The sequence below is a fragment of the Phytobacter sp. RSE-02 genome (genome assembly GCF_040578655.1).
Classification (GTDB): Bacteria; Pseudomonadota; Gammaproteobacteria; order Enterobacterales; family Enterobacteriaceae; genus Phytobacter; species Phytobacter diazotrophicus.
In genome coordinates this window covers 64,345-86,328 of sequence record NZ_JBEULY010000008.1, presented here as the reverse complement: position 1 = coordinate 86,328, position 21,984 = coordinate 64,345, and the positions used below count along the sequence as shown (strand labels likewise).

The 21,984-nt window shown below is 52.3% G+C and carries 19 protein-coding genes; 7 read left to right on the top strand and 12 right to left on the bottom strand.

Translation table 11 applies throughout. The annotated features are described in order from the left end of the window. Positions 1-88 precede the first annotated feature (88 nt). Positions 89-916: a 2,5-didehydrogluconate reductase DkgA gene (gene dkgA, locus ABU190_RS17320; protein ID WP_039078081.1), complete on the top strand. Its 828-nt coding sequence runs from the start codon at positions 89-91 to the stop codon at positions 914-916. Between the two features lie 204 nt (positions 917-1,120). Then, on the top strand, positions 1,121-2,575 hold the full coding sequence (locus tag ABU190_RS17315) for a DASS family sodium-coupled anion symporter (protein WP_107223709.1): 1,455 nt from the start codon (positions 1,121-1,123) through the stop codon (positions 2,573-2,575). 46 nt (positions 2,576-2,621) lie between these two features. Here the strand turns inward: ABU190_RS17315 and ABU190_RS17310 are convergent, their stop codons facing one another. Continuing rightward, positions 2,622-3,092: a carboxypeptidase-like regulatory domain-containing protein gene (locus tag ABU190_RS17310; protein ID WP_354691949.1), complete on the bottom strand. Its 471-nt coding sequence runs from the start codon at positions 3,090-3,092 to the stop codon at positions 2,622-2,624. A 105-nt stretch (positions 3,093-3,197) separates the two neighbouring features. Between ABU190_RS17310 and ABU190_RS17305 the strand changes: the two genes are divergently transcribed. Continuing rightward, entirely contained in the window at positions 3,198-3,731 is a 534-nt protein-coding gene (locus tag ABU190_RS17305) for a DUF3828 domain-containing protein (RefSeq protein WP_354035735.1), read from the top strand. Positions 3,732-3,828: 97 nt separating this feature from the next. On the opposite strand, the gene ABU190_RS17300 is transcribed toward ABU190_RS17305, so the two are convergent. From ABU190_RS17300 to ABU190_RS17280, 5 genes are all read right to left on the bottom strand, one after another. Further along, positions 3,829-6,117, bottom strand: a complete 2,289-nt coding sequence (locus tag ABU190_RS17300) for a YgiQ family radical SAM protein (RefSeq protein ID WP_354691948.1) — start codon at positions 6,115-6,117, stop codon at positions 3,829-3,831. Positions 6,118-6,301: 184 nt separating this feature from the next. Further along, positions 6,302-7,714 (bottom strand): cell division protein FtsP, encoded by a 1,413-nt coding sequence (gene ftsP / locus ABU190_RS17295; RefSeq protein WP_039078083.1) that lies wholly within the window; start codon positions 7,712-7,714, stop codon positions 6,302-6,304. 69 nt (positions 7,715-7,783) lie between these two features. Continuing rightward, a complete protein-coding gene (locus ABU190_RS17290) occupies positions 7,784-8,521 on the bottom strand; it encodes a 1-acylglycerol-3-phosphate O-acyltransferase (RefSeq protein WP_039078084.1) in 738 nt (245 codons plus the stop codon). Between the two features lie 174 nt (positions 8,522-8,695). Continuing rightward, positions 8,696-10,954 (bottom strand): DNA topoisomerase IV subunit A, encoded by a 2,259-nt coding sequence (parC, locus tag ABU190_RS17285; RefSeq protein WP_039078085.1) that lies wholly within the window; start codon positions 10,952-10,954, stop codon positions 8,696-8,698. A 173-nt stretch (positions 10,955-11,127) separates the two neighbouring features. After that, a complete protein-coding gene (locus ABU190_RS17280; RefSeq protein WP_354691947.1) occupies positions 11,128-11,994 on the bottom strand; it encodes an AraC family transcriptional regulator in 867 nt (288 codons plus the stop codon). Between the two features lie 200 nt (positions 11,995-12,194). Between ABU190_RS17280 and ABU190_RS17275 the strand changes: the two genes are divergently transcribed. Then, positions 12,195-12,776, top strand: coding sequence for an NAD(P)H-dependent oxidoreductase (locus ABU190_RS17275; protein ID WP_047373098.1), 582 nt, complete (start codon positions 12,195-12,197; stop codon positions 12,774-12,776). Positions 12,777-12,806: 30 nt separating this feature from the next. Next, complete coding sequence (locus ABU190_RS17270) at positions 12,807-13,121, top strand: putative quinol monooxygenase (protein WP_039078088.1); 315 nt, start codon at positions 12,807-12,809, stop codon at positions 13,119-13,121. A gap of 182 nt (positions 13,122-13,303) precedes the next feature. Here the strand turns inward: ABU190_RS17270 and ABU190_RS17265 are convergent, their stop codons facing one another. From ABU190_RS17265 to uxuA, 3 genes are all read right to left on the bottom strand, one after another. Further along, entirely contained in the window at positions 13,304-13,642 is a 339-nt protein-coding gene (locus ABU190_RS17265; protein ID WP_354691946.1) for a DUF1869 domain-containing protein, read from the bottom strand. A gap of 10 nt (positions 13,643-13,652) precedes the next feature. Continuing rightward, on the bottom strand, positions 13,653-13,985 hold the full coding sequence (locus tag ABU190_RS17260) for a DUF1971 domain-containing protein (protein WP_354691945.1): 333 nt from the start codon (positions 13,983-13,985) through the stop codon (positions 13,653-13,655). A 258-nt stretch (positions 13,986-14,243) separates the two neighbouring features. Then, positions 14,244-15,314, bottom strand: a complete 1,071-nt coding sequence (uxuA, locus tag ABU190_RS17255) for a mannonate dehydratase (RefSeq protein WP_354691944.1) — start codon at positions 15,312-15,314, stop codon at positions 14,244-14,246. Positions 15,315-15,639: 325 nt separating this feature from the next. On the opposite strand from uxuA, the gene uxaC reads away from it, so the two are divergent. Together uxaC and ABU190_RS17245 are read left to right on the top strand one after the other, a co-directional pair. Then, positions 15,640-17,046 (top strand): glucuronate isomerase, encoded by a 1,407-nt coding sequence (gene uxaC, locus ABU190_RS17250; RefSeq protein WP_354691943.1) that lies wholly within the window; start codon positions 15,640-15,642, stop codon positions 17,044-17,046. Positions 17,047-17,066: 20 nt separating this feature from the next. Beyond that, complete coding sequence (locus tag ABU190_RS17245; RefSeq protein WP_354691942.1) at positions 17,067-18,599, top strand: MFS transporter; 1,533 nt, start codon at positions 17,067-17,069, stop codon at positions 18,597-18,599. Positions 18,600-18,647: 48 nt separating this feature from the next. Here the strand turns inward: ABU190_RS17245 and parE are convergent, their stop codons facing one another. Genes parE through cpdA form a run of 3 tightly spaced genes read right to left on the bottom strand, consistent with a single transcriptional unit; the run spans position 18,648 to position 21,984 of the window. Beyond that, positions 18,648-20,540 carry a DNA topoisomerase IV subunit B gene (parE, locus tag ABU190_RS17240; protein ID WP_271849769.1) on the bottom strand — a complete coding sequence of 631 codons (1,893 nt, stop codon included), beginning with the start codon at positions 20,538-20,540 and terminating at the stop codon, positions 18,648-18,650. Between the two features lie 41 nt (positions 20,541-20,581). Further along, the gene (gene yqiA, locus ABU190_RS17235) at positions 20,582-21,157 is read right to left on the bottom strand and encodes an esterase YqiA (RefSeq protein WP_039078094.1); all 576 of its coding nucleotides are present in this window, start codon (positions 21,155-21,157) and stop codon (positions 20,582-20,584) included. Then, entirely contained in the window at positions 21,157-21,984 is an 828-nt protein-coding gene (gene cpdA, locus ABU190_RS17230) for a 3',5'-cyclic-AMP phosphodiesterase (RefSeq protein ID WP_039078095.1), read from the bottom strand. Before cpdA ends, yqiA begins: the two co-directional genes overlap by 1 nt.

The following is a 21,984-nucleotide window of genomic DNA, read 5'->3' as shown; positions in this document are numbered from 1 at the left end:
CTGCCTTTCGTTTTTGGACTTTTCGTCCAGACTTAATGCACACAACCTTACCGGGACTTGTCCCGGTAAGCTCATACAGGAGGAATGCATGACACATCCAACCGTGATTAAGCTTTCGGACGGCAACCTGATGCCGCAGCTGGGTCTTGGCGTGTGGAAAGCGGGCAATGAGGAAGTGGTTTCCGCCATTCACAAGGCGCTGGAAGTGGGCTATCGCTCTATTGATACCGCTGCCGCGTATAAAAATGAAGATGGCGTCGGCACGGCATTAAAAAGTGCAGGCGTTGCGCGTGAGGACCTGTTTATTACCACAAAACTGTGGAATGACGATCAGAAACGCCCACAGGAAGCATTGCAAGAAAGCCTCGATAAACTGCAGCTCGATTATGTTGATCTCTACCTGATGCACTGGCCGGTTCCGGCTATTGATCACTATGTTGAAGCCTGGAAAGGAATGATCAAACTCCAGGAACAGGGGCTGGTGAAGAGCATTGGGGTATGTAATTTCCAGATTCATCATCTGCAGAAACTGATTGATGAGACGAACGTGACCCCGGTTATCAACCAGATTGAACTGCACCCTCTTTTGCAGCAGCGCCAGTTGCATGCCTGGAATGCCACGCACAAAATCCAGACCGAATCCTGGAGCCCACTGGCACAGGGCGGCGAAGGGGTATTTGACCAGAAAATTATCCGCGAGCTGGCGGATAAATACGGCAAGACCCCTGCACAGATTGTGATTCGCTGGCATCTGGACTGCGGTCTGGTTGTGATCCCGAAATCCGTCACTCCGGCGCGCATTGCCGAAAACTTTGACGTCTGGGATTTCCGTCTCGATAAAGACGAGCTGGCCGAAATCGCTAAACTCGATCAGGGTAAACGTCTTGGCCCTGACCCGGATCAGTTCGGCGGCTAATGGCTTTTACTCTCCACCCGCCCGGCGTCCATGCCGGGCTTTTTTTGCTCTGAAATCAGAAACATCAGGAAACAATTTAACCCTATTCTTATTGTGTATTTGTTCACATTTGTAGCGCAGCATAATTTATGCTGAAACTACATAATCACTTGTAATGATTATTTATTCGCGATGTTTATTTACACCATGAATAGGGATGACTTTATGGCCGAAAAAACCACGTCAGGAGTCCGATGGCTCCCTTTAATTATTATCGTTGCTATCGCCACCGGCCTCTGGCAAGTAGCCCCTCCGGAAGGACTCAGCGCCCAGGCCTGGCATTCAGCTATTGTCTTTGTCGCAACCATTGCCTCGATCGTCGCGAAGGTGCTGCCTATTGGCGCTGTCGGCATCATCGGCATCACCGTGTTCGCCCTCACCTACGCCGCGGGTGATAAAACCGCTAATGGCGCTATCCTCACGGCATTAAGCGAGCTGAACAGTTCACTTATCTGGCTTATCGTCGTCGCCTTTATGATCGCCCGTGGTTTTATCAAGACCGGGCTTGGTCGACGCATCGCACTACAAATGATCCGCCTGCTCGGTAAGCGCACGCTTGGGCTGGCATACGGTCTGGCGTTTGCCGATCTGATCCTCTCCCCCGCCATGCCAAGTAATACCGCGCGCTGCGGTGGGGTCATCTACCCGATTGCCGACTCACTGGCCCGCAGCTTCGACTCTCGTCCGGAAGATGAATCGCGTAGCAAAATTGGTACCTTTCTCATTACCTGTATCGGCAACGTTAACGATGTCACCGCCGCGCTGTTTATGACCGGCTATACCGGTAACCTGCTGGCGGTGAAGCTGGCGGCAAACGCAGGCGTCACGCTGACCTGGGGCGGCTGGTTTATCGCCGCGCTGGCCCCCTGCGTTGTCTCCTTGCTTATCGTGCCGGTGCTGGTTTACTGGATAACGCGTCCCGAAATCAAACACACCCCGGATGCCCCCGTCCTGGCGCAGCGTGAGCTGGCATTGATGGGGAAAATGAGCCGCGGCGAATGGCTGATGCTCGGCACCGTCCTGCTTCTGCTAATACTGTGGATCTTCGGCGATGCGCTGGGGGTGGACCCGACAACCGCATCTTTTGTTGGCCTGTCGGTACTGTTACTTTCCGGAGTACTGAGCTGGGAAGATGTGAAAAGCGAGAAAGGGGCCTGGGATACGCTGATCTGGTTTGCGGCGCTGCTGATGATGGCGAACCAGTTGAAAAAACTGGGCTTCACCACCTGGTTTGGCGGCGTGATTGGTGAAAGCATCGGAAACGCAATGGGCGGCACCAGTTGGGTGATTGTACTGTTGCTGCTGAATGCCGCCTATTTCTATACCCACTACTTTTTCGCCAGCGGTAATGCGCAAATCGCCGCACTGTACGCCGTCTTCCTCGGCGTGGGTATTCACCTGAATATTCCCGCCGCGCCAATGGCGCTGATGCTGGCGTTTACCAGTAGCCTCTATTGCTCACTGACGCAGTACACCCACGCACGCGGTCCGATTCTGTTTGGCGCCGGTTACGTGCCAACAGGCACCTGGTGGCGAACAGGGTTCTTGATTAGCCTGTTCAACCAGGCTGTGTTTATGACCATCGGCCTTGTCTGGTGGAAAATGCTGGGGCTGTACTAATTAGTCCTTTTAGCCCGGCCTGAGTGCCGGGCTGATTTCCACCGACTCACTCAGCCGTGCGGGATGCCTGTATTTCTTTATACGGTACCCGCTGGCAGATATCCGGCGTTGTGCCCTCTTTATCCGTTGGCAGTTGCGTTTCAGGTAGCGTACACAGTACACCCACTTCCGACGGACCCGAGCCGTAAGGTCCACTCAGCCCGTATGAGAGCAACACATCGTATTGCTGCCCCTGCGCACTGATAAGCAAGCGGGAAAGGTTAATCTTGTCGATTGGCCCAATGGGTAAAAAGAACGACCATTCATGCTCGCCTGCAAAAGCGAAGAAGCCCTTGCTATCGGTTACGGTGCTGGCCCCTGGACGATAGCTTTTCAGCGTAATAGTGGCCGCAGGTAGAGGTTTTCCGCTGCTATCCACCAGGCGGCCTTCCAGTGCGGGTTGAGACTGGGTGTATGCCACACACCCGCTTTGCAATAGCGCTAAAAGCGCGATACTCGGCCAGAATCGTGTTGCCATCACTCGCTCCTTGAATTCAGATAAACATCTCTTCGTATATGAAGACTTACGCCTGCACAAAGGCAATGCTACTCTGGGTACAGTGCCCCACAAGAAGAATCGACTATGCGAAAACTATTGGTATTGCTTTTTATTTGCAGCTTTTCCGCGTTTGGTGAATCTCCTCAGCGTAGCGTGGAATTGCTTTATCAGCACTATAAGGATAATCAAGCCGGGGTCATTTTTGATGCTTCCGGCAAGGATCAGGTGATTTCCAGTCGGCTCATGAAAGAGGTCGCAGAGGATCAGAGGCTGACGGCGGAGGGAGATGTAGGCTATTTGAATTACGATCCTATCTGCGGTTGCCAGGATTATGACAACCTGGTGCTGGAGCAGGTCGATATCGTGCCCCATGATAGCCAGCACGTTGACGCGGTGGTCCGCTTCCGCCCATTCAGCGATGGGCCGGAGACCGTTACACAGACGCTCTCTCTGGTGGATGAAAACGGCCGCTGGCTGATTGACGACATCGTCAATGAAACCCAGAGCTTATACCAGGGGATTAAAGAGTATAACCGCGAACGACAGCAGGAAGCGCTGAGCGATAAAGCGGACGAAAAACATGTCACCAGCGCACCTTCTTCCCAGCCTTCTCCCTAGCAGAGTGGCAGGCAAGTTAGCGCGTTCCCGGATGCGGCGCTAAACGCCTTACCCGGGCTACAGCCCCTCTCCCGAAGGGTAAGGGCCAGGTGAATCGTTAGCTCGCCTTACGCTTCACCGCTTTTTTCGCGTTATCGTTTTTCATTACGCCGCTTTTCACCGCGCCACTCTTCACAGTACCCGTTTTCACAGCATCACTTTTAACTGCGCCGTTTTTAGCAACGCCACGCTTTGCGGTTTCGCCGCGTGTGGAGCCGTTCTGACGCTGATGAACAATCGGAGTGTGTTTAGTCAGCGCCGGACGGGTATTACGATTCTGACGACGCGCTTCACGCATTTCATCCAGCGTCGGGGCCGGTACCAGACAATCGCGACGTGAACCAATCAGGTGCTTTTTACCCATCTCTTCCAGCGCCTGACGGATCATCGGCCAGTTCGCCGGATCGTGGTAACGCAGCAGCGCTTTATGCAGACGACGCTGTTTGTCGCCCTTCGGCACCACCACATCTTCACTTTTATAACCAATCTTACCGAGCGGGTTTTTCCCGGTGTAATACATGGTCGTTGAGTTAGCGAGCGGTGACGGATAGAAGTTCTGCACCTGGTCGAGGCGGAAACGGTGGCGCTTGAGCCACAGCGCCAGATTGACCATATCCTCATCGCGCGTACCAGGGTGAGCAGAGATAAAGTAGGGGATCAAATACTGCTCTTTACCGGCCTGCTTCGAGAAGGTATCAAATAGCTCTTTGAAACGGTCATAGCTCCCCATGCCCGGTTTCATCATCTTCGACAGCGGCCCTTCTTCGGTATGTTCCGGGGCGATCTTCAGATAGCCACCCACGTGGTGCGTCGCCAGCTCTTTGATATAACGCGGATCTTCTACGGCGATGTCGTAACGTACCCCGGAGGCGATCAGGATCTTTTTGATGCCTTTCAGATCGCGTGCGCGGCGGTACAAATTGATCGTCGGCTCATGGTTGGTATCCATGTGCTGGCAAATATCCGGGTACACACAGGACAAACGGCGACAGGTTTGTTCCGCGCGCGGCGACTTACAGCGCAGCATGTACATGTTGGCCGTTGGGCCACCCAGATCGGAGATGACGCCGGTAAAACCCGGAACCGTGTCGCGAATAGCTTCGATCTCGTTAATGATCGAATCTTCCGAACGGCTCTGAATAATGCGCCCTTCGTGTTCGGTTATCGAACAGAAGGAACAGCCACCAAAGCAGCCGCGCATAATATTGATGGAGAAACGGATCATTTCGTACGCCGGAATACGGCTGTTACCGTAGGCCGGATGCGGAACACGCTTGTACGGCAGAGCAAAAACACTGTCCATCTCTTCGGTAGAAAGCGGAATCGCTGGCGGATTAATCCAGATGTAGCGATCGCCATGTTTTTGCATCAGTGCACGAGCACAGCCGGGGTTGGTTTCATGATGCAAAATACGCGAAGCGTGGGCATACAGCACTTTGTCGCTTTTGACCTTCTCAAAGGAGGGCAGCAACACGTAGGTTTTTTCCCACGGTTTCGGACGCGGTGGCTGAACAACGACAGCTTTCGCTTCGGCTTTCTTCGGCTCGACAGGTTTGTTATCCGCGCACGGCAAATCTTCACCGTAGGGATGCGGAATCGGGTCGATTTTACCCGGCATATCAATAATACGTGAATCCACGCCGCTCCAGCCCGGCAGCGCTTCTTTCACCATGATCGCGGTGTTACGGACATCGCGAATCTCTGAGATAGGCTCGCCCTGTGCCAGACGGTGCGCCACTTCCACCAGTGGACGCTCACCGTTACCGAACATCAGCATGTCGGCTTTAGAGTCCACCAGCACCGAACGGCGCACGGTATCGGACCAGTAATCGTAATGGGCGGTACGGCGCAGGCTCGCTTCAATGCCACCGAGGATCACCGGCACATCTCTCCAGGCTTCTTTGCAACGCTGGGTATACGCAAGCGTCGCGCGATCCGGACGTTTACCCGCCACGTTATCCGGGGTATAGGCATCGTCATGGCGTAGCTTACGATCCGCCGTATAGCGGTTGATCATCGAGTCCATGTTGCCTGCGGTCACGCCGAAGAACAGGTTTGGTTTACCCAGACGCATAAAGTCGTCTTTGCTGTTCCAGTCCGGCTGGGCAATGATGCCAACGCGAAAGCCCTGAGCTTCGAGCATACGACCACAGATAGCCATACCGAAGCTCGGGTGATCGACATACGCATCGCCGGTAACCAGAATGATGTCGCAGCTATCCCAGCCGAGTTGATCCATTTCATCGCGGGACATAGGTAAAAACGGAGCCGGACCAAAGCAGGCCGCCCAGTACTGGGGCCATGAAAAAAGGTCGCGATCCGGCTGGATCAGGGATATTGCGCTCATCTTGCTTCCAAAAAAGTGGCAAAAAAATAAACAAAGGGCGTGGATTATACGCTGGATCAATACATGAAATGAAGGAATATGTGTGGGGTTTTCGCCTCAGAACCCGAAGAGGATATAGCCCGGATAAGGCGTTTACGCCGTCATCCGGGAACGCTGTCGGGCGACAGAGTAGCATTCATATCGACTAGGCCGCCGGATTCACCAGCAACTGCCCGATCGAGCCGCGATCCGCCATCTCCAGGGTCTGACTGCCATACTGGAACGGGAAATGCGGCCATGACGGTTGCCCGTAATAGACCAGTAACTCCACCTGGCCATCAACCCACACGGTATCTTTCCAGCCACGATCTTCCGGGAACGGCATTGCGCCATTGACGTTACGCACCTGGAACTGTACGCCTTCCATATGGAATGATTGCGGCATGTCCGCACGCACTGTCCAGCGCTCCCAGGAGCCCTGCTGAGCGGTAATGTCGATACGCTGCGGATCCCACAGTTGCCCGTTGATCCCCGGATCGCTGCCCAGTGTAATATCGCGGCTGCGCACAGGCGTACCGGTCATGATGTCCGATGGCAAAAGTCGCATCGGTAAGGTATCGGTGACCAGTGGCAACAGTCCGGTAGGCCGCAACGTCAGTACGAGGGTGGAAATCAAAATACTGGAGGGCTCAAAAAAGCCGCGCAGACGATCCATGATGCCAGCCGCTTCACCGCAGGTGACAGAAACCTCATCACCGTTGGTCATATCAACCAGCACCTCACGACGTTCACCCGGCGCCAGCGCCAGTTGCTTGATCGACACAGGAACAGGCAAAAACCCCTGATCACCGGAGATCACATGCAGGGGACGTCCGTCACTCATCTGCAACTGATAACGACGAGAATTTGAGGCATTGAGCAGACGTAAACGCACCCAGCCGCGCGACACCTCGACAAACGGGCTTTGCGCGCCGTTGACCATCAGGGTATCGCCGACAAAGCCGCCGCTGCCTGGCTCGCTGTATTCCGGCGTACCAAAATTATCCAGCCGTTTATCCTGGATAATAATCGGGAAATCATCCACACCGTAGTGGTTCGGAATGGGCAGCGATTTACTGACGTCATCTTCCACCAGCCACATTCCGGCGAGGCCATTGTAAACCTGCTGTGCGGTACGGTTCGGCGTGTTGGCATGATACCAGAGCGTGGCGGCACTTTGGCGGATCGGCAGCACTGGCGCCCAATCATTATTCGCAGTCATCATCCGCGCGGCGCCGCCAATTAATGGCCCAGGCACTTGCAGCCCGCTCACCGTCATAGAGACATTTTCTGCCAGACGGTTGCTGTAAATCATTTTGACGTCATCGCCGCTCCAGACCCGGATAGTCGGCCCAAGATAACGCCCGTTAACCCCCCAGACCTGCGCGCGCGTTCCGGTGGCAAATGACCAGTGCGTACGCTGAAGAGTCAGGAAAAGCGGCTGCCCGCGACGGGATTCAATTAACGGAGGTATCGGCAGCGGCGGTTGCTGCCCGGCGGCGTTCGCCCTCAGCGGTATCGCGCCTGCGCAGAATGCAGCCCCGGATACCTGAATAAATTGACGCCGACTGAGTGACATAGTTGCTCCGTGTAAAAACTGAATAAACCGCGCGGGAAATCATTTCCCGGCATCAATATAGCAAAAGGATTAGACCCTTCCTGTGGCCTCGCGCTCAGCCACTTCTTTGTCCAGCTCATCGATTTTCGTTTTCATCAGCTCATGGCAATGCGCGGCCAGTTCACGAATCTGATCTTTACCGTAACCGGTGGTATCAATGGGTGGCAGCATTTCGACAATCACCAACCCGTTTTTCAGGCGGTTAAGATTGATTTTATTCGACGTACCAGAGACACAAACCGGAATGATCGGCACGCCAGCGGCAATGGCTGCGTGGAACGCCCCCGTTTTGAACGGCAGCAACCCACGCCCACGGCTGCGGGTACCTTCCGGGAACATCCAGACAGAAATATTGCGCTTCTGAATATGTTTCACCACCTGTGCAATGGTGCCGTGCGCCTTTGCCCGGTTATTACGATCAATCAGCAGGTTGCCCGTTAACCAGTAAAGCAAACCAAAAAACGGCACCCACAGCAGACTCTTTTTGCCGACGGTGACGGTTGGCGGTTGAACGATGTTAGACGCGGTGACCATATCGTAGTTGTTCTGGTGATTCGCGATATAGATAGCCTTGCCATGCTGCTCGTAACCCTGCGGGAAACGCTTTTCGACCTTTAAACCAAATACCGGAGCCAGGCGGCCAAACATATGCCCGAAGGTAGCAACATGCTTCGGATTACGTGGGCTGAACAGGCAGTAAAGAGAACCAAAGACACACACCAGAATGGAATAAATAACAACGATGATGAAGCGAACAATAAATAGCATAGCTACCTCGAAAACCCATCCCTATGTGCATAAACACTAGCCTGCAACACTCAGGCCTGGTTAGATGCGGGGTCGTAAAAACGTATTGTTAATCGCAACTCTGGAATAAACAACGCTTTTACGGGAAAAATTAGTCATTCCCCCAACGATGTGTGGGGGATGAATGCAGAACAATTACTCTTCGCTGTTTCCGACGCTGGGGCGGGACGGTGAATCAATCTCAACGCGGTCGATACGCTGCAAGCCGCGCATCAGCGTCCCGCGACGGCCACGTTCTCCCTGCACTTTCTGCAGTTCTTCCGGGCGCAGTTTGATTTTACGTTTACCCACATGAATCGTCAGCGTGCTCTGCGGCGGCAGCAGGTAGAGATGCGCCAGGCCGTCTTCGCCTTTGGCGGCTTCCGCCGACGGAATGCCGATTATCTTGTTGCCTTTGCCTTTTGACAACTGCGGCAGATCGCCCACCGGGAACATCAGCATGCGGCCTGCCGTGGTGATCGCGAGCAGCATATCCGCGTCGTTTTCAATTTCCAGCGGCGGCATCACACGGGCGTTGTCCGGCAGACTGATCAGCGTCTTACCCGCACGGTTGCGCGCCACCAGATCGTTGAATGTGCAGACAAAACCGTAACCGGCATCGCTCGCCATCAGCAGCTTCTGGTCTTCGTTGGTCATGACCATATGCTCAACAACGGCACCCGGCGGCAGGGTCAGTTTACCGGTTAACGGCTCCCCTTGCCCACGCGCGGAAGGTAACGTGATCGGGTCAATGGCATAGCTGCGCCCGGTCGAGTCGATGAAGACCACCGGCTGATTGCTCTTGCCCTTCGCCGACGCTTTCCAGCTATCGCCCGCTTTGTAGCTTAAGCCCTGTGCATCAATGTCATGGCCTTTGGCGCTACGTACCCAGCCCATTTGCGACAGTACGATAGTCACTGGCTCAGACGGCTGCATATCGTGTTCGTTCATCGCTTTCGCTTCTTCGCGTTCATGCAGCGGTGAACGGCGGTCGTCGCCAAAGGCATCAGAATCCGCCTGCAGCTCTTTCTTGAGCAGATTATTCATCTTGCGCTCAGAGGCAAGGATAGCCTGCAGTTGATCGCGCTCTTTTGCCAGCTCGTCCTGCTCGCCGCGGATTTTCATCTCTTCGAGTTTGGCGAGGTGGCGTAATTTCAGTTCGAGAATGGCTTCGGCCTGGGTCTCGCTGATGCCAAACCGCGACATCAGAACCGGCTTCGGCTCATCTTCGGTGCGAATAATATGAATCACTTCGTCAATATTGAGGAATGCCACCAGCAGGCCTTCAAGGATATGCAGGCGCTTGAGCACTTTCTCCAGACGATAATTCAGGCGACGACGTACCGTATCGCGACGGAAAGTCAGCCATTCGGTGAGGATCTCCAGCAGGTTTTTCACCGCCGGACGTCCGTCCAGACCGATCATGTTGAGGTTAATACGGTAGCTTTTTTCCAGATCGGTGGTGGCAAACAGGTGATTCATAACCTGCTCCATATCCACGCGGTTGGAGCGCGGCACAATCACCAGACGGGTCGGGTTTTCGTGGTCGGACTCATCGCGCAGGTCATCCACCATCGGCAGCTTTTTGTTGCGCATCTGGGCGGCAATCTGCTCCAGTACGCGCGCGCCGGAAACCTGGTGCGGCAACGCGGTAATCACCACGGCGCCGTCTTCTTTTTTCCACACCGCACGCATACGTACGGAGCCGCGACCGTTCTCATAAATTTTACGGATCTCCGTTCGCGACGTGATGATTTCTGCTTCGGTCGGGTAATCCGGCCCCTGAACGATATCCAGAATCTGGTCGAGGGTGGTTTTCGGCTGTTCAATCAGGGTGATCGCCGCTTTTGCCACTTCACGCAGGTTATGCGGCGGGATATCGGTCGCCATCCCGACCGCAATCCCGGTGGTGCCGTTTAGCAGAATGTTTGGCAGGCGCGCAGGCAGCATCTTCGGCTCCTGCAGCGTACCATCAAAGTTCGGAACCCAATCCGCCGTCCCCTGCCCCAGTTCACCCAGCAGCACTTCGGCGTATTTGGACAAACGGGATTCGGTATAACGCATTGCGGCGAAGGATTTCGGGTCGTCCGGCGCCCCCCAGTTCCCTTGCCCGTCAACCAGCGGGTAACGATAGGAGAACGGCTGTGCCATTAAGACCATGGCTTCGTAACAGGCGCTGTCGCCGTGCGGGTGATATTTACCCAGTACGTCGCCCACGGTACGGGCGGATTTTTTGAATTTGGCGCTGGCGCTCAGCCCCAATTCAGACATAGCGTAAACAATGCGACGCTGAACAGGTTTCAGGCCATCACCGATAAACGGCAACGCACGGTCCATGATGACGTACATGGAATAGTTCAGATACGCGTTTTCCGTAAATTCATGTAGCGCAAGGCGCTCTGCCATATCGCTCATTAAGTGTGATTCCTCAACATGTGCGTCCGCCTTTTCGGCGGCAATATTGCCGCAGATACTACCCTATCTGTGACGTTAAGGCATAGTGATGCGCGTACAAAACCCATCGCGCCGGGGGACTTTCGCCTGTTCAGGCATCTGGCGGCCACCGAAGGCTGGTGGCCGCGTCAGGCTTACACGAGGGGAAGGTAGATATCGGTCTTGAGTTCGTGCTCAGGCACCTGATGCACAAAATTCAGATAGTGGAAAAAGACCGGGAAATCGCGCACGGTTTCGCCACTCTCCGGCAGCCAGTGCCGAAAGAGGTGATACACGCTCTCTCCCACGGAGTCGAGCGAGCCATGATGACGGATGACTGCGCAGCGCCCGCCGGGGATTTCGCCATTTTCTACGCCAAACGTATTTGCCGGTACTGCCTGCTCCACGGCCGCACAAATATCAAAGCGGAATGCGTCGGCAGGCACTGACTCGGGATCGTCCCATGCAATACCGTATGTCGGATAACGCTCAACCGGCGAAAGACCGCTACTTCGCCGCCACTCAATAAATGTCGCGGCGCTGGCATTCACCTGCGCCGGGTCGCCCCGGTGTTTTAGCATCGCCACTGGCGTGGTCGGAAACAGGACTATGTTGATCTCTTTCATCGTTCGCTCCTGAGAAACGTTTTTCGGTACGCGTTGGTGCCAGTTCACCCAGTCCGGTTCAAGACGAAACTGACGGGGACTGGCGCCTAACGCCGTTTTGAAGGCGCGACTGAACGACTCCGGATTTTGAAAACCCGCATCCAGGGCGATATCGATAATTTTATCGTGCGGATTAAACGCCAGCCGCCATGAGGCGTGACGCAGCCGCAGCCACTGGATATAGCGATAAAGCGGCATTCCGCTCCAGGCTGTAAACATCCGGTGAAAGTGAAAAGGCGAGCAGTGCGCAATCGCACTCAATGCCTCCAGTGATAAGGGCTCATCCAGATGACGTTCAATGTAGTGACAAACCATTCTGAAACGTGCTGAATAAACCGCCTTACGCGTGTCGTTCATCGCATCCTCCTGAGGCGCTACTTTGGCGGTTCGACGAAGGTTAATCCTGACCGATCTTGCGCAATACGCGCAGTCGTTTCAGTCCCACTCCGAAAGCGATTATTGCTTTAAATGCAAAAGTCTTTGCACGCTTTGCCAGTTTTGTCATTGACGCATGCGGGATAAAATTACCGGCATTAACGTTTCGCTAAGGACAAAAAATGAGCAATATCCTGATTATCAACGGCGCAAAAAAATTCGCCCACTCTAAAGGTCAACTCAATGACACCCTCACCTCTGTCGCCGAAAGTTTTCTGCGCGATAACGGACACGCAGTAAAAAGCGTACGTACCGACGGTGATTATGATGTTAAAGAAGAAGTGCAGAATTTTCTCTGGGCCGATGTGGTTATCTGGCAGATGCCAGGCTGGTGGATGGGCGCTCCCTGGACCGTAAAAAAATACATGGACGATGTGTTTACCGAAGGCCACGGCTCGCTGTATGCCAGCGATGGGCGTACCCGTTCTGACGGCGCGAAAAAGTACGGTTCCGGTGGTCTGATTCAGGGGAAAAAATACATGCTTTCTCTGACCTGGAACGCACCGCTTGATGCCTTTACCGATGAAGAGCAGTTCTTCCATGGCGTCGGCGTTGACGGTGTTTATCTGCCGTTCCACAAAGCGAATCAGTTCCTTGGGATGGAAGCTCTGCCGAGCTTTATCGCGAATGACGTGATCAAAATGCCAGATGTGCCGCGTTATATTGAGGAATATCGCAAGCATCTTGCGGAGATTTTTGCTTAACTGTGAAGCTGGACTTAGAAGGAGTTAACCATGTTGACAGTGATTGCTGAAATTCGTACCCGTCCTGGCCAGCACCATCGCCAGGCGGTCCTTGATCAATTCGCAAAAATTATCCCGACTGTGTTGCAGGAAGAGGGTTGCCATGGCTATGCGCCGTGGGTTGACCATGCCGCAGGCGTCAGTTTCCAGACGAGCGCACCGGACTCCATTATCATGGTGGAAAACTGGGAGAGCGTGGCGCATTTAGAAGCGCATCTGCAAACGCCACATATGAAAGCCTGGAGCGAAGCCGTGAAAGGCGATGTGCTGGAAACGCATATCCGCATTCTGGAGCAAGGGGTTTAATCCCCTCGTCGCATCCTGATCTTATTTCCGGGTTTCCCGGATGCGGCGTAAGCGTCTTGTCCGGGCTATACACAGGATCGGCGATACGCTTGTAATTAACCCTGTGAGATAAAGGCTATAAATTTTCATCTCACAGGGGTAAATCACGATGACAGCATCCTTCATACGACATCAAAAGCGATTCACCATCCGCAGACGTTGGTCTCTTCGTCAGACTCATAGCCACGCACGATGTTGATCAGATCTTTGACCGCATCCGCTGCCACAGTGGCATCGTTCAGCTCCGCCAGCGCAGAGAAATCTTTATCGACTGACACGCCGTTGTTGTTATTGGTCACTGTCAGGATAAAACCCTTCTCGCTTGCGCTCTTATCCGCCAATTTTTCAACCAGCTCAGCCACCGCCGCAACGGCGATATCCGGCACATAGAGCGCCATCGGTTTCAGATACACTTTTTCTACCGTTGTTTTGTTGCCACGGTTTGTGACGGCCAGTGAATAGCCTTTGTTTTCCGTTGTCATGACATCCCCCTCAACCTTCTATCAGTACGTTGGGATCGACCCAAAAATCGACGTTGAATACCGTATCGTCTGATAGCGCTTCAATGCGGTGCCACTTTTCTGCCGGAAATACGCCAAACTGTCCGGCTTCGATGGTCATTGTTTCCACCGGTTGCGGGCTGGTTTCATCGGCATAGCCGTAATAGCGAATCGCCCCCTGCATAACGCACAAGCGTGGATTTACCCCCTGGCGCGTACCGGCATCCAGATGCCGCTGCCAGATAGAGGCGGGGGCGGTCTCTTTAGTCCATAACGGTGTTGAGCGCACGTGCACATAATGTGTTGGTATAACAATGCGTTGCATGTTTCATCCTTAATAAAATATGCGTCGGTTGAAACGATATATTGCAAATAAAATACACCTTTAAAGTGAGAATAAAAGTGTTGAAGCGGCGTTGTACGCCATGAGGAGTAGAGGGGGAGTAGACCGGGAAGAAGAGAGATAACGGTTATGAAAAAGCGCAGCCGGGACATCCGGTTGCGCCGTAAAACGCCTTATTCAGGCGTGCCTGATTTCAGAACCGCAGGGATCTGGCGAGGCAATACCGCCAGTTTCAGAACATTACGCCGACTGTTTTTGCAACGCTTCCCACAGGCCCACCAGGTAAGTGACACCCAGCGCGCGATCGTATAATCCGTAGCCCGGACGACCGGTTTCCCCCCAGATAAAACGGCCATGATCCGGGCGAATATAACCATCAAAACCATTGTCGTGCAGTGCTTGCATCACTTTGTACATATCCAGAGATCCGTACTGTGACGGATGTGCGCACTCATAAAAGTCTTTATCCTTAATCAGTTTAATATTACGCACATGGGCAAAATGAATACGCTTGCGACGGGTAAATTCAGCCAGAATCTCGTAGACATTATTTTCAGGGTCTTCTGCAATTGACCCCGTGCACAGAGTGATGCCATTGGCTTCTGAATCGACGGCGTTGCAGAGCCAATCCAGATCCTGACGATTTTTGACAACGCGCGGCAGGCCGAAAATAGAGTACGGCGGATCGTCCGGATGAATTGCCATTTTGACACCAACGTCTTCACAAACCGGAATGACTGCCTTGAGAAAATAAACTAAATTTTCCCGTAATTTTTCGTCGTCGACACCTTTATAACTGGCAAATAATTTCTGTACCTGCGCCAGACGTTCTGGTTCCCACCCAGGCAGTGCAAAGCCGTTTGAATTACTGAGCACCTCACTCACCACCTCTTCCAGGCTTTTATCAATATCCTTTTTCTCAAAGGCCATGGTCAGGGAGCCGTCTGGCAGAACGTAGTTCATGTCCGTCTTCATCCAGTCAAAAACAGGCATGAAGTTGTAGCAAATGACCTTCACACCAAATCGCGCCAGATTGCGAATGGTTTGCTGGTAATTTTCAATGTAACGATCGCGGCTCGGTAGACCAATTTTGATGTCATCATGAATATTAACGCTCTCGATGACTTCCATTTTCAGGCCGGCGGCAGTGGCCTGGCCGACCAGCGCTTCAATCTTATCTTCGGGCCATATTTCACCCACCGGGATGTCGTACAACGCACCGACAACCCCTTCTACGCCCGGAACCTGACGAATATATTCCAGAGAAACTTTGTCCTCTGTTGACCCAAACCACCGCATTGTCATCTGCATAGAACAACCTCAACCCGAATGAGCAAAAATATCTACCATACTAGTAGCTGATAAGCAGTACAGTAAAACGATGGGCTTTAATAATCAATAGATTTTCTGAATCAATAATCAAGGTTAAATAGATTAAACAATATGTTAAGCATCCGTTAATAATCGAAACACAAATACAGTTAAAACACTATTTCAAAATTTGACCCCCTTCACATAATTAAAAACTTATCTGGTATGGTAGTAGACTGAACGGTTTTTAGGTATACCGTAAATACAGCTCAGTTATTACTTTTACAAAAATTCCTTAGGTTAAAATTTCAGGAGCAAGTCAATCATGACGTTGATTAACGACGATTTTATGATTAACAGCAAAGCAGGAAAAACGCTCTATACGCGCTATGCGAAGAAGCAACCAATACTGGATTATCATTGTCATCTTGAAGCCCGGGACATTTTCGAAAACAAACCTTTTCGCGATATAACCCAGCTCTGGCTTGAAGGTGATCACTACAAATGGCGAGCCATGCGCGCCAATGGCATTCAGGAAAAATATATTACAGGCCATGCTTCTGCTGAGGAGAAGTTTGAAGCCTGGGCTAAAACGGTTGAATCCAGCTTTGGTAACCCGTTATATCACTGGACACATCTTGAACTCGCCACCTATTTTGATATTCACACCCCGCTAAACAGTAACAACTGGCGTGAGGTGATGAATGAATGTAACAATAAATTAAAAAACAGTGATTTTTCACCCCGCGCACTTATTTCTCGGTCAAATGTTGAAATTATTTGCACGACGGATAAACCCCTGGATGATTTGAAATATCACCAACTTCTTAAAAATGAGAAAGGGTTTGCTACGCGCGTACTACCGACATTTCGTCCCGATGAATTATTCGAAGCGGATCCCATCCGGTTTAGCCAATTTATCACTCAGCTCGCTGAAATAAGTTCAGTCAATATTACGCATTTTTCATCATTCATTGCTGCGATTGCCGCGCGTATCGATTTCTTCCATGAGGTTGGCTGTCGTATTTCCGATCATGGCCCGGTAGAAGTGAGCTACCAGCGCGTCAGCGATGAACAAGCAGAGGCGCTTTTTGCGGCCAGAATGGCGCAACAAACACTTTCCGCCGAAGGGATGCAGGCATGGAACAGCATTATCTTTGTAAAACTCGCTGCTCTCTATAAGCAAAAAGAGTGGGCAATGCAGATTCATTTCGGTGCTATCCGAAATAATAATATGCCGCAATATCACGCTATTGGTATTAATAGTGGCTTTGATTCAATTGCCGACCAACAGAACCTGGCTGCGAATTTAAATGCCCTGCTTAACGCAATGGCGGAAAATAATGGTCTGCCTAAAACCATTCTCTATAATTTAAACGCTGGCTATAACGATATTGTAGCCTCGGCATTGGCTAATTTTCAGAGTGGCGAAGAAGGGATTAAATCACCCATGCAGTTCGGTTCTGGATGGTGGTTTAACGATACCCAACGTGGCATGGTCAATCAATTAATGACTCTGGCCGATCAAGGGTTACTTGCCAATTTTATTGGCATGCTTACGGATTCCCGTAGTTTTGTGTCTTATACCCGCCATGATTATTTCAGACGTATTCTTTGCAATCTTATAGGCGGTTGGGTGGATCGGGGCGAAGTACCAGAAGATATGGATATTTTATCCAGTATGATCAAAGGAATTTGCGCTGACAACGCCCGTTCTTATTTCAATTTCTGATTTTATAATCGAGATAAAACATGAAGAATTCAGAAAGAAAAATTACCATACCTGTCAGTATCGGTTATGGCCTTACCGATATCATGGGTGGTGGTGCTTTTACCGTCATTGGCGCATGGCTATTATTTTATTACACAACGTTTGTGGGCCTCTCGCCATTAGAAGCTGCTTCCATCGTAGCTATAGCGCGAATTGTCGATGCTATTATCAGTTTGTTCATGGGAACATTCACAGACCATTTTTATAAAAATACCCTTGGTAAGAAATTTGGTCGCCGCCGATTTTTCCTGCTGATTGGTTCACCGTTAATGCTGGTTTATGCCCTTCTTTGGCTTAATGGTATGAACTACTGGTTCTATCTCAGCGTATATCTTGCCTTTGAAATTATCGCTGCCATGGTGCTTATCCCTTGGGAAACGCTGCCCTCTGAAATGACCAAAGATTTCAACGCCAGGACAAAACTTTCTACGGGGCGTATGTTTCTTTCTGCAACGGGAACCTTTCTCGCCACATTTATTCCGGGGCTGCTCATTGGCTACCTCGGCGAGAAGAGTGCCGAAGCTTATCTGATAAACGGCATCGTATTTGCCGTGGCTTTTATGGTTTGCGTATTTATCTCGTGGAAAGTGACATGGGAGCGCGAATTAACGCCGGAAATGCTTGCCGAACTGGAAAGCGATCGCTCAGCTTCACGGGTCAATATTCTGGGCCTTTTTAAAGACTACTTATCAACGCTGAAAGTGAGAGCCTTCCGTAAACATCTGGCCATCTATCTGCTCTCGTTTACCGCCAAAGACATTTACAATACCGTTTTCGTCTTTTTCTGCGTCTACTGCCTGCAAGTTTCCTCCGCGTTTGCGGGAAGCCTGCTGTCGATGAGTATCATCGGTCTGCCCGTTACGCTGGTGGCCGGTTTCGCTATCATCAAATTTGGCCCATCAAAACTTTATGTTTTTGCCTACAGCACGATGATGCTTTGCCTTGGCGGTATTCTGCTGATTTATCTCTTCCCGACGGAGCAAAAAGCCCTGTTGCTGATTATCCTGGCCGGTTTGTACCAGGTCGGTCGTTGTGTTCTGGAATTTACCCCGTGGAATGTCTTCCCGTTTATTCCGGATATTGATGAGATGATTACGCGCCAGCGCCGTGAAGGTCTGTTTGCAGCGGTGATGACCTTCTCTCGCAAAACCACCGTCGCTATCGCAACCTTTGTTGTCGGTTTTATTTTGCAGGAGGGCGGTTTTGTAAAAGGCAGCCAGGTCCAGCCAGAACAAGCAGTGCATACCATTGCCATGACACTGTTTATCGGTACCGCAGGTTTGCTGGTTCTCGCCTTATGGCAGGCTCTGACCTTCCATTTGAATAAACAGACTCACAAAATGTTTGTTGATGAAGTAGATAGACTGAAAAAGAATGGTTCACGTGCCGCAGTAACACCTGAAACACGCAGCATTGTGGAAGATCTGACTGGGGTAAAATATGAAAAACTCTGGCCGGAAATTGCCCCTGAAACACAGCCCCTTTCGTCGAAACAGAAAGCGATAATGGACTAACTGAGGCAAACACTCTTCAGGCCACCAGGCCTGAAGAGTCTCAGTGGCTTAAACTTCAATATCCGCCATATCACCTTTTTCCTGCAGCCAGTTGCGACGATCTTCCGAACGTTTCTTGGCCAACAGCATATCCATCATTGCATTTGTCCGCTGATCATCGTCATCACTGATGATGAGCTGCACCAGTCGGCGAGTGTTAGGATCAAGCGTCGTTTCGCGCAACTGCATCGGGTTCATTTCACCCAGACCTTTAAAGCGCTGCACGTTTGGCTTGCCTTTCTTACGCTTAAGCTGCTCCAGCACACCCGTTTTCTCTTCTTCGGTCAGGGCATAGTAAACTTCTTTGCCCAGATCGATACGATACAACGGCGGCAGAGCAACGTAGACATGACCGTTCTTCACCAGCGTGCGGAAATGTTTCACAAACAGCGCGCACAGCAGCGTCGCAATGTGCAGACCATCCGAGTCAGCATCCGCCAGAATACAGATCTTGCCGTAACGCAACTGGCTCAGATCGTCACTGTCCGGATCGATACCGATCGCCACAGAGATATCATGCACTTCCTGCGAAGCCAGCACCTCATCAGAGGAGACTTCCCAGGTATTCAGGATCTTACCTTTCAGCGGCATGATCGCCTGATATTCACGATCGCGCGCCTGCTTGGCAGAACCGCCCGCCGAGTCACCTTCCACTAGGAACAGCTCGGTACGGTTGAGATCCTGAGCGGTACAGTCAGCGAGTTTGCCTGGCAGCGCCGGGCCACTGGTGAGCTTTTTACGCACCACTTTCTTCGCGGCACGCAGGCGACGCTGGGCGCTGGAAATCGCCATTTCCGCCAGCATTTCTGCGGCCTGCACGTTCTGGTTCAGCCACAGGCTAAAGGCATCTTTCACTACGCCGGAAACAAAGGCCGCACACTGGCGCGATGACAGACGCTCTTTGGTCTGCCCGGCGAACTGCGGATCCTGCATCTTCACCGACAACACATATGCACAGCGTTCCCAGATATCTTCCGCCGAGAGCTTCACGCCGCGCGGCAGAATATTGCGGTATTCGCAAAACTCACGCATCGCATCGAGCAACCCTTGACGCAAACCGTTTACATGAGTACCGCCCTGCATGGTAGGAATCAGGTTGACGTAGCTTTCTGTCAGCAACTCACCGCCTTCCGGCAGCCAGAGCAGTGCCCAATCCACGGCTTCGGTTTCAGCCGCAAAGTTGCCAATAAACGGTTTTTCCGGCAGCGTCGGCAGGCCATTTACCGCTTCGGCAAGATAGTCATTCAGACCGTCCTGATAGCACCAGCGCTGCTCGGCGTTGTTCACCTCATCTTTAAAGGTGATTTCCACGCCAGGGCACAGCACAGCTTTCGCTTTCAACAGATGGCTCAGGCGGGAGACGGAAAAACGCGGGCTGTCGAAGAACTTCTCGTCCGGCCAGAAATGGACGCTGGTACCGGTCGCGCGTTTCGCGCAGGTCCCGACAACCTTGAGGTCACTGACCTTCTCGCCATTTTCGAAAGCGATATTGTAAATCTGACCGTCACGCTTCACGTTCACTTCCACGCGGCGAGACAGGGCGTTGACCACAGAAATCCCTACGCCGTGCAAGCCACCGGAGAACTGATAGTTCTTGTTGGAAAACTTGCCGCCAGCGTGCAGACGACAAAGAATCAGCTCGACCGCAGGTACCCCCTCTTCCGGGTGAATATCCACCGGCATACCGCGACCATCATCAATGACTTCGAGAGATTGATCGGCGTGCAGAATGACATCCACGCGCTTCGCGTGGCCTGCCAGCGCTTCGTCCACGCTGTTATCAATAACTTCCTGACCAAGATGGTTGGGACGGGTGGTATCGGTATACATCCCCGGACGGCGGCGAACCGGCTCAAGCCCGGTGAGTACCTCTATGGCATCAGCGTTATAGGATTGCGTCATGGTGTGTTCGTAGATAGTGACCGCTTCGTTTCCCGGCGGGCTCAATGGAGCCCAAGGAAATCGACAATCTGTGTGAAATGATTCTCAAAGCCCACAAATGCATGGTTACCGCCCTCTTCTACCGTCTGACGACATGCGTCGTAATACGCCACGGCCTGGCGGTAATCCAGCACTTCGTCCCCTGTCTGTTGCAGCAACCAGATTAAATCCGGCGCGTCCAGCGGGTCGACCTGCATCACTTTGAGCTCGTAAATATGGCGAGACTCTAGCACATATTGCTCCCCGGTGTAGGGGTTCTCGTTGTTACCGAGGAACTCTGCCAGCAATTCAAACGGGCGAACGGCAGGATTCACCACTACCGCTGGCAGCGTAAAACACTGAGAGAGCCAGGTTGCGTAGTAGCCCCCAAGGGACGAACCGACAATACCCAGCGGCTGCCCGCCATGTTGCATCACCAACGATTCCAGCAGTTCCGCAGCCTGCGCCGGGTAAGCGGGTAACTGGGGAACGACAACGTTGATATCAGGGTAATGTTCAGCCAGCCAATGACGCAACTGCGTCGCTTTCGCAGAACGCGGCGAGCTGTTAAAACCATGCAAATAAAGGAGCGTGGCCATCAGTATCCTTCTGACGCGGTATCCGGGTTGAACCGCGTGCATTGCAAACGACAGACCTCAGTTTGCAGGCTTCCGTCCGGGTACAGATCCAACCAGCGCCAGCCCGGCGCGATTGTGTCGAGCGTGAAATTGGCACAATGCGGTTTAAACTGCACGCAGGTCGATGGCGTCGCTAACAGGCGGCGGCCATTCCAGTTGAGGTCCAGCTCCTGGTGAATATGCCCGCATAACAGGTAGCGAACATGTGGGAAACGCGCCAGCACGTTATCCAGCTCTGCGGCATTGCGCAGGCTGTGTTGATCCAACCAGCTACATCCCGAAGGCAACGGGTGATGATGTAACAATAGCAGCGTATGACGTTCAGGACTGGCACTCAGTTTTTTTTCCAGCCAGTCGAGCTGGAATTCACTCAACTCACCGTGCGGAACGCCAAATACCTGGCTATCAAGCAGGAGAATTTGCCAGTTATCGCCAGTGATTACCCGTTTGGATGAGGAGATTCCTGCTTCCTGCAGTGCGGTATACATCGCCGGCTGAAAGTCATGATTGCCTGGCAGCCAGACACAAGGCGCACCGAATCTTGCGATGCCCTCAGCAAAATGCTGATAAGCCGCAGCGGTCTGATCCTGCGCCAGGTCGCCCGTGGCGACAATCAAATCACACTCACGCTGCTGGGCCTGAATGGCATCCAGTACGGCCTGATAGCTTTCCCAGGTATTCACACCTAACAACGTTTCATGTTTTTCGGCAAACAGGTGAGTGTCTGTAATTTGTAATATCCTGACTCTGGCCCCACCAGCCAGAGGAAGGTTTAACAGGCTTTCCAA

Bases quoted from the DNA above. Each gene is read 5' to 3' on its own strand.
- ABU190_RS17280 (WP_354691947.1), bottom strand. From the start codon at position 11,994: ATGAACGACACGCGTAAGGCGGTTTATTCAGCACGTTTCAGAATGGTT.
- ABU190_RS17315 (WP_107223709.1), top strand. From the start codon at position 1,121: ATGGCCGAAAAAACCACGTCAGGAGTCCGATGGCTCCCTTTAATTATT.
- ABU190_RS17245 (WP_354691942.1), top strand. From the start codon at position 17,067: ATGAAGAATTCAGAAAGAAAAATTACCATACCTGTCAGTATCGGTTAT.
- ftsP (WP_039078083.1), bottom strand. From the start codon at position 7,714: ATGTCACTCAGTCGGCGTCAATTTATTCAGGTATCCGGGGCTGCATTC.
- ABU190_RS17290 (WP_039078084.1), bottom strand. From the start codon at position 8,521: ATGCTATTTATTGTTCGCTTCATCATCGTTGTTATTTATTCCATTCTG.
- ABU190_RS17305 (WP_354035735.1), top strand. From the start codon at position 3,198: ATGCGAAAACTATTGGTATTGCTTTTTATTTGCAGCTTTTCCGCGTTT.
- ABU190_RS17310 (WP_354691949.1), bottom strand. From the start codon at position 3,092: ATGGCAACACGATTCTGGCCGAGTATCGCGCTTTTAGCGCTATTGCAA.
- ABU190_RS17260 (WP_354691945.1), bottom strand. From the start codon at position 13,985: ATGCAACGCATTGTTATACCAACACATTATGTGCACGTGCGCTCAACA.
- ABU190_RS17265 (WP_354691946.1), bottom strand. From the start codon at position 13,642: ATGACAACGGAAAACAAAGGCTATTCACTGGCCGTCACAAACCGTGGC.
- uxuA (WP_354691944.1), bottom strand. From the start codon at position 15,314: ATGCAGATGACAATGCGGTGGTTTGGGTCAACAGAGGACAAAGTTTCT.
- parE (WP_271849769.1), bottom strand. From the start codon at position 20,540: ATGACGCAATCCTATAACGCTGATGCCATAGAGGTACTCACCGGGCTT.
- parC (WP_039078085.1), bottom strand. From the start codon at position 10,954: ATGAGCGATATGGCAGAGCGCCTTGCGCTACATGAATTTACGGAAAAC.
- uxaC (WP_354691943.1), top strand. From the start codon at position 15,640: ATGACGTTGATTAACGACGATTTTATGATTAACAGCAAAGCAGGAAAA.
- ABU190_RS17275 (WP_047373098.1), top strand. From the start codon at position 12,195: ATGAGCAATATCCTGATTATCAACGGCGCAAAAAAATTCGCCCACTCT.
- ABU190_RS17270 (WP_039078088.1), top strand. From the start codon at position 12,807: ATGTTGACAGTGATTGCTGAAATTCGTACCCGTCCTGGCCAGCACCAT.
- ABU190_RS17300 (WP_354691948.1), bottom strand. From the start codon at position 6,117: ATGAGCGCAATATCCCTGATCCAGCCGGATCGCGACCTTTTTTCATGG.
- dkgA (WP_039078081.1), top strand. From the start codon at position 89: ATGACACATCCAACCGTGATTAAGCTTTCGGACGGCAACCTGATGCCG.
- yqiA (WP_039078094.1), bottom strand. From the start codon at position 21,157: ATGGCCACGCTCCTTTATTTGCATGGTTTTAACAGCTCGCCGCGTTCT.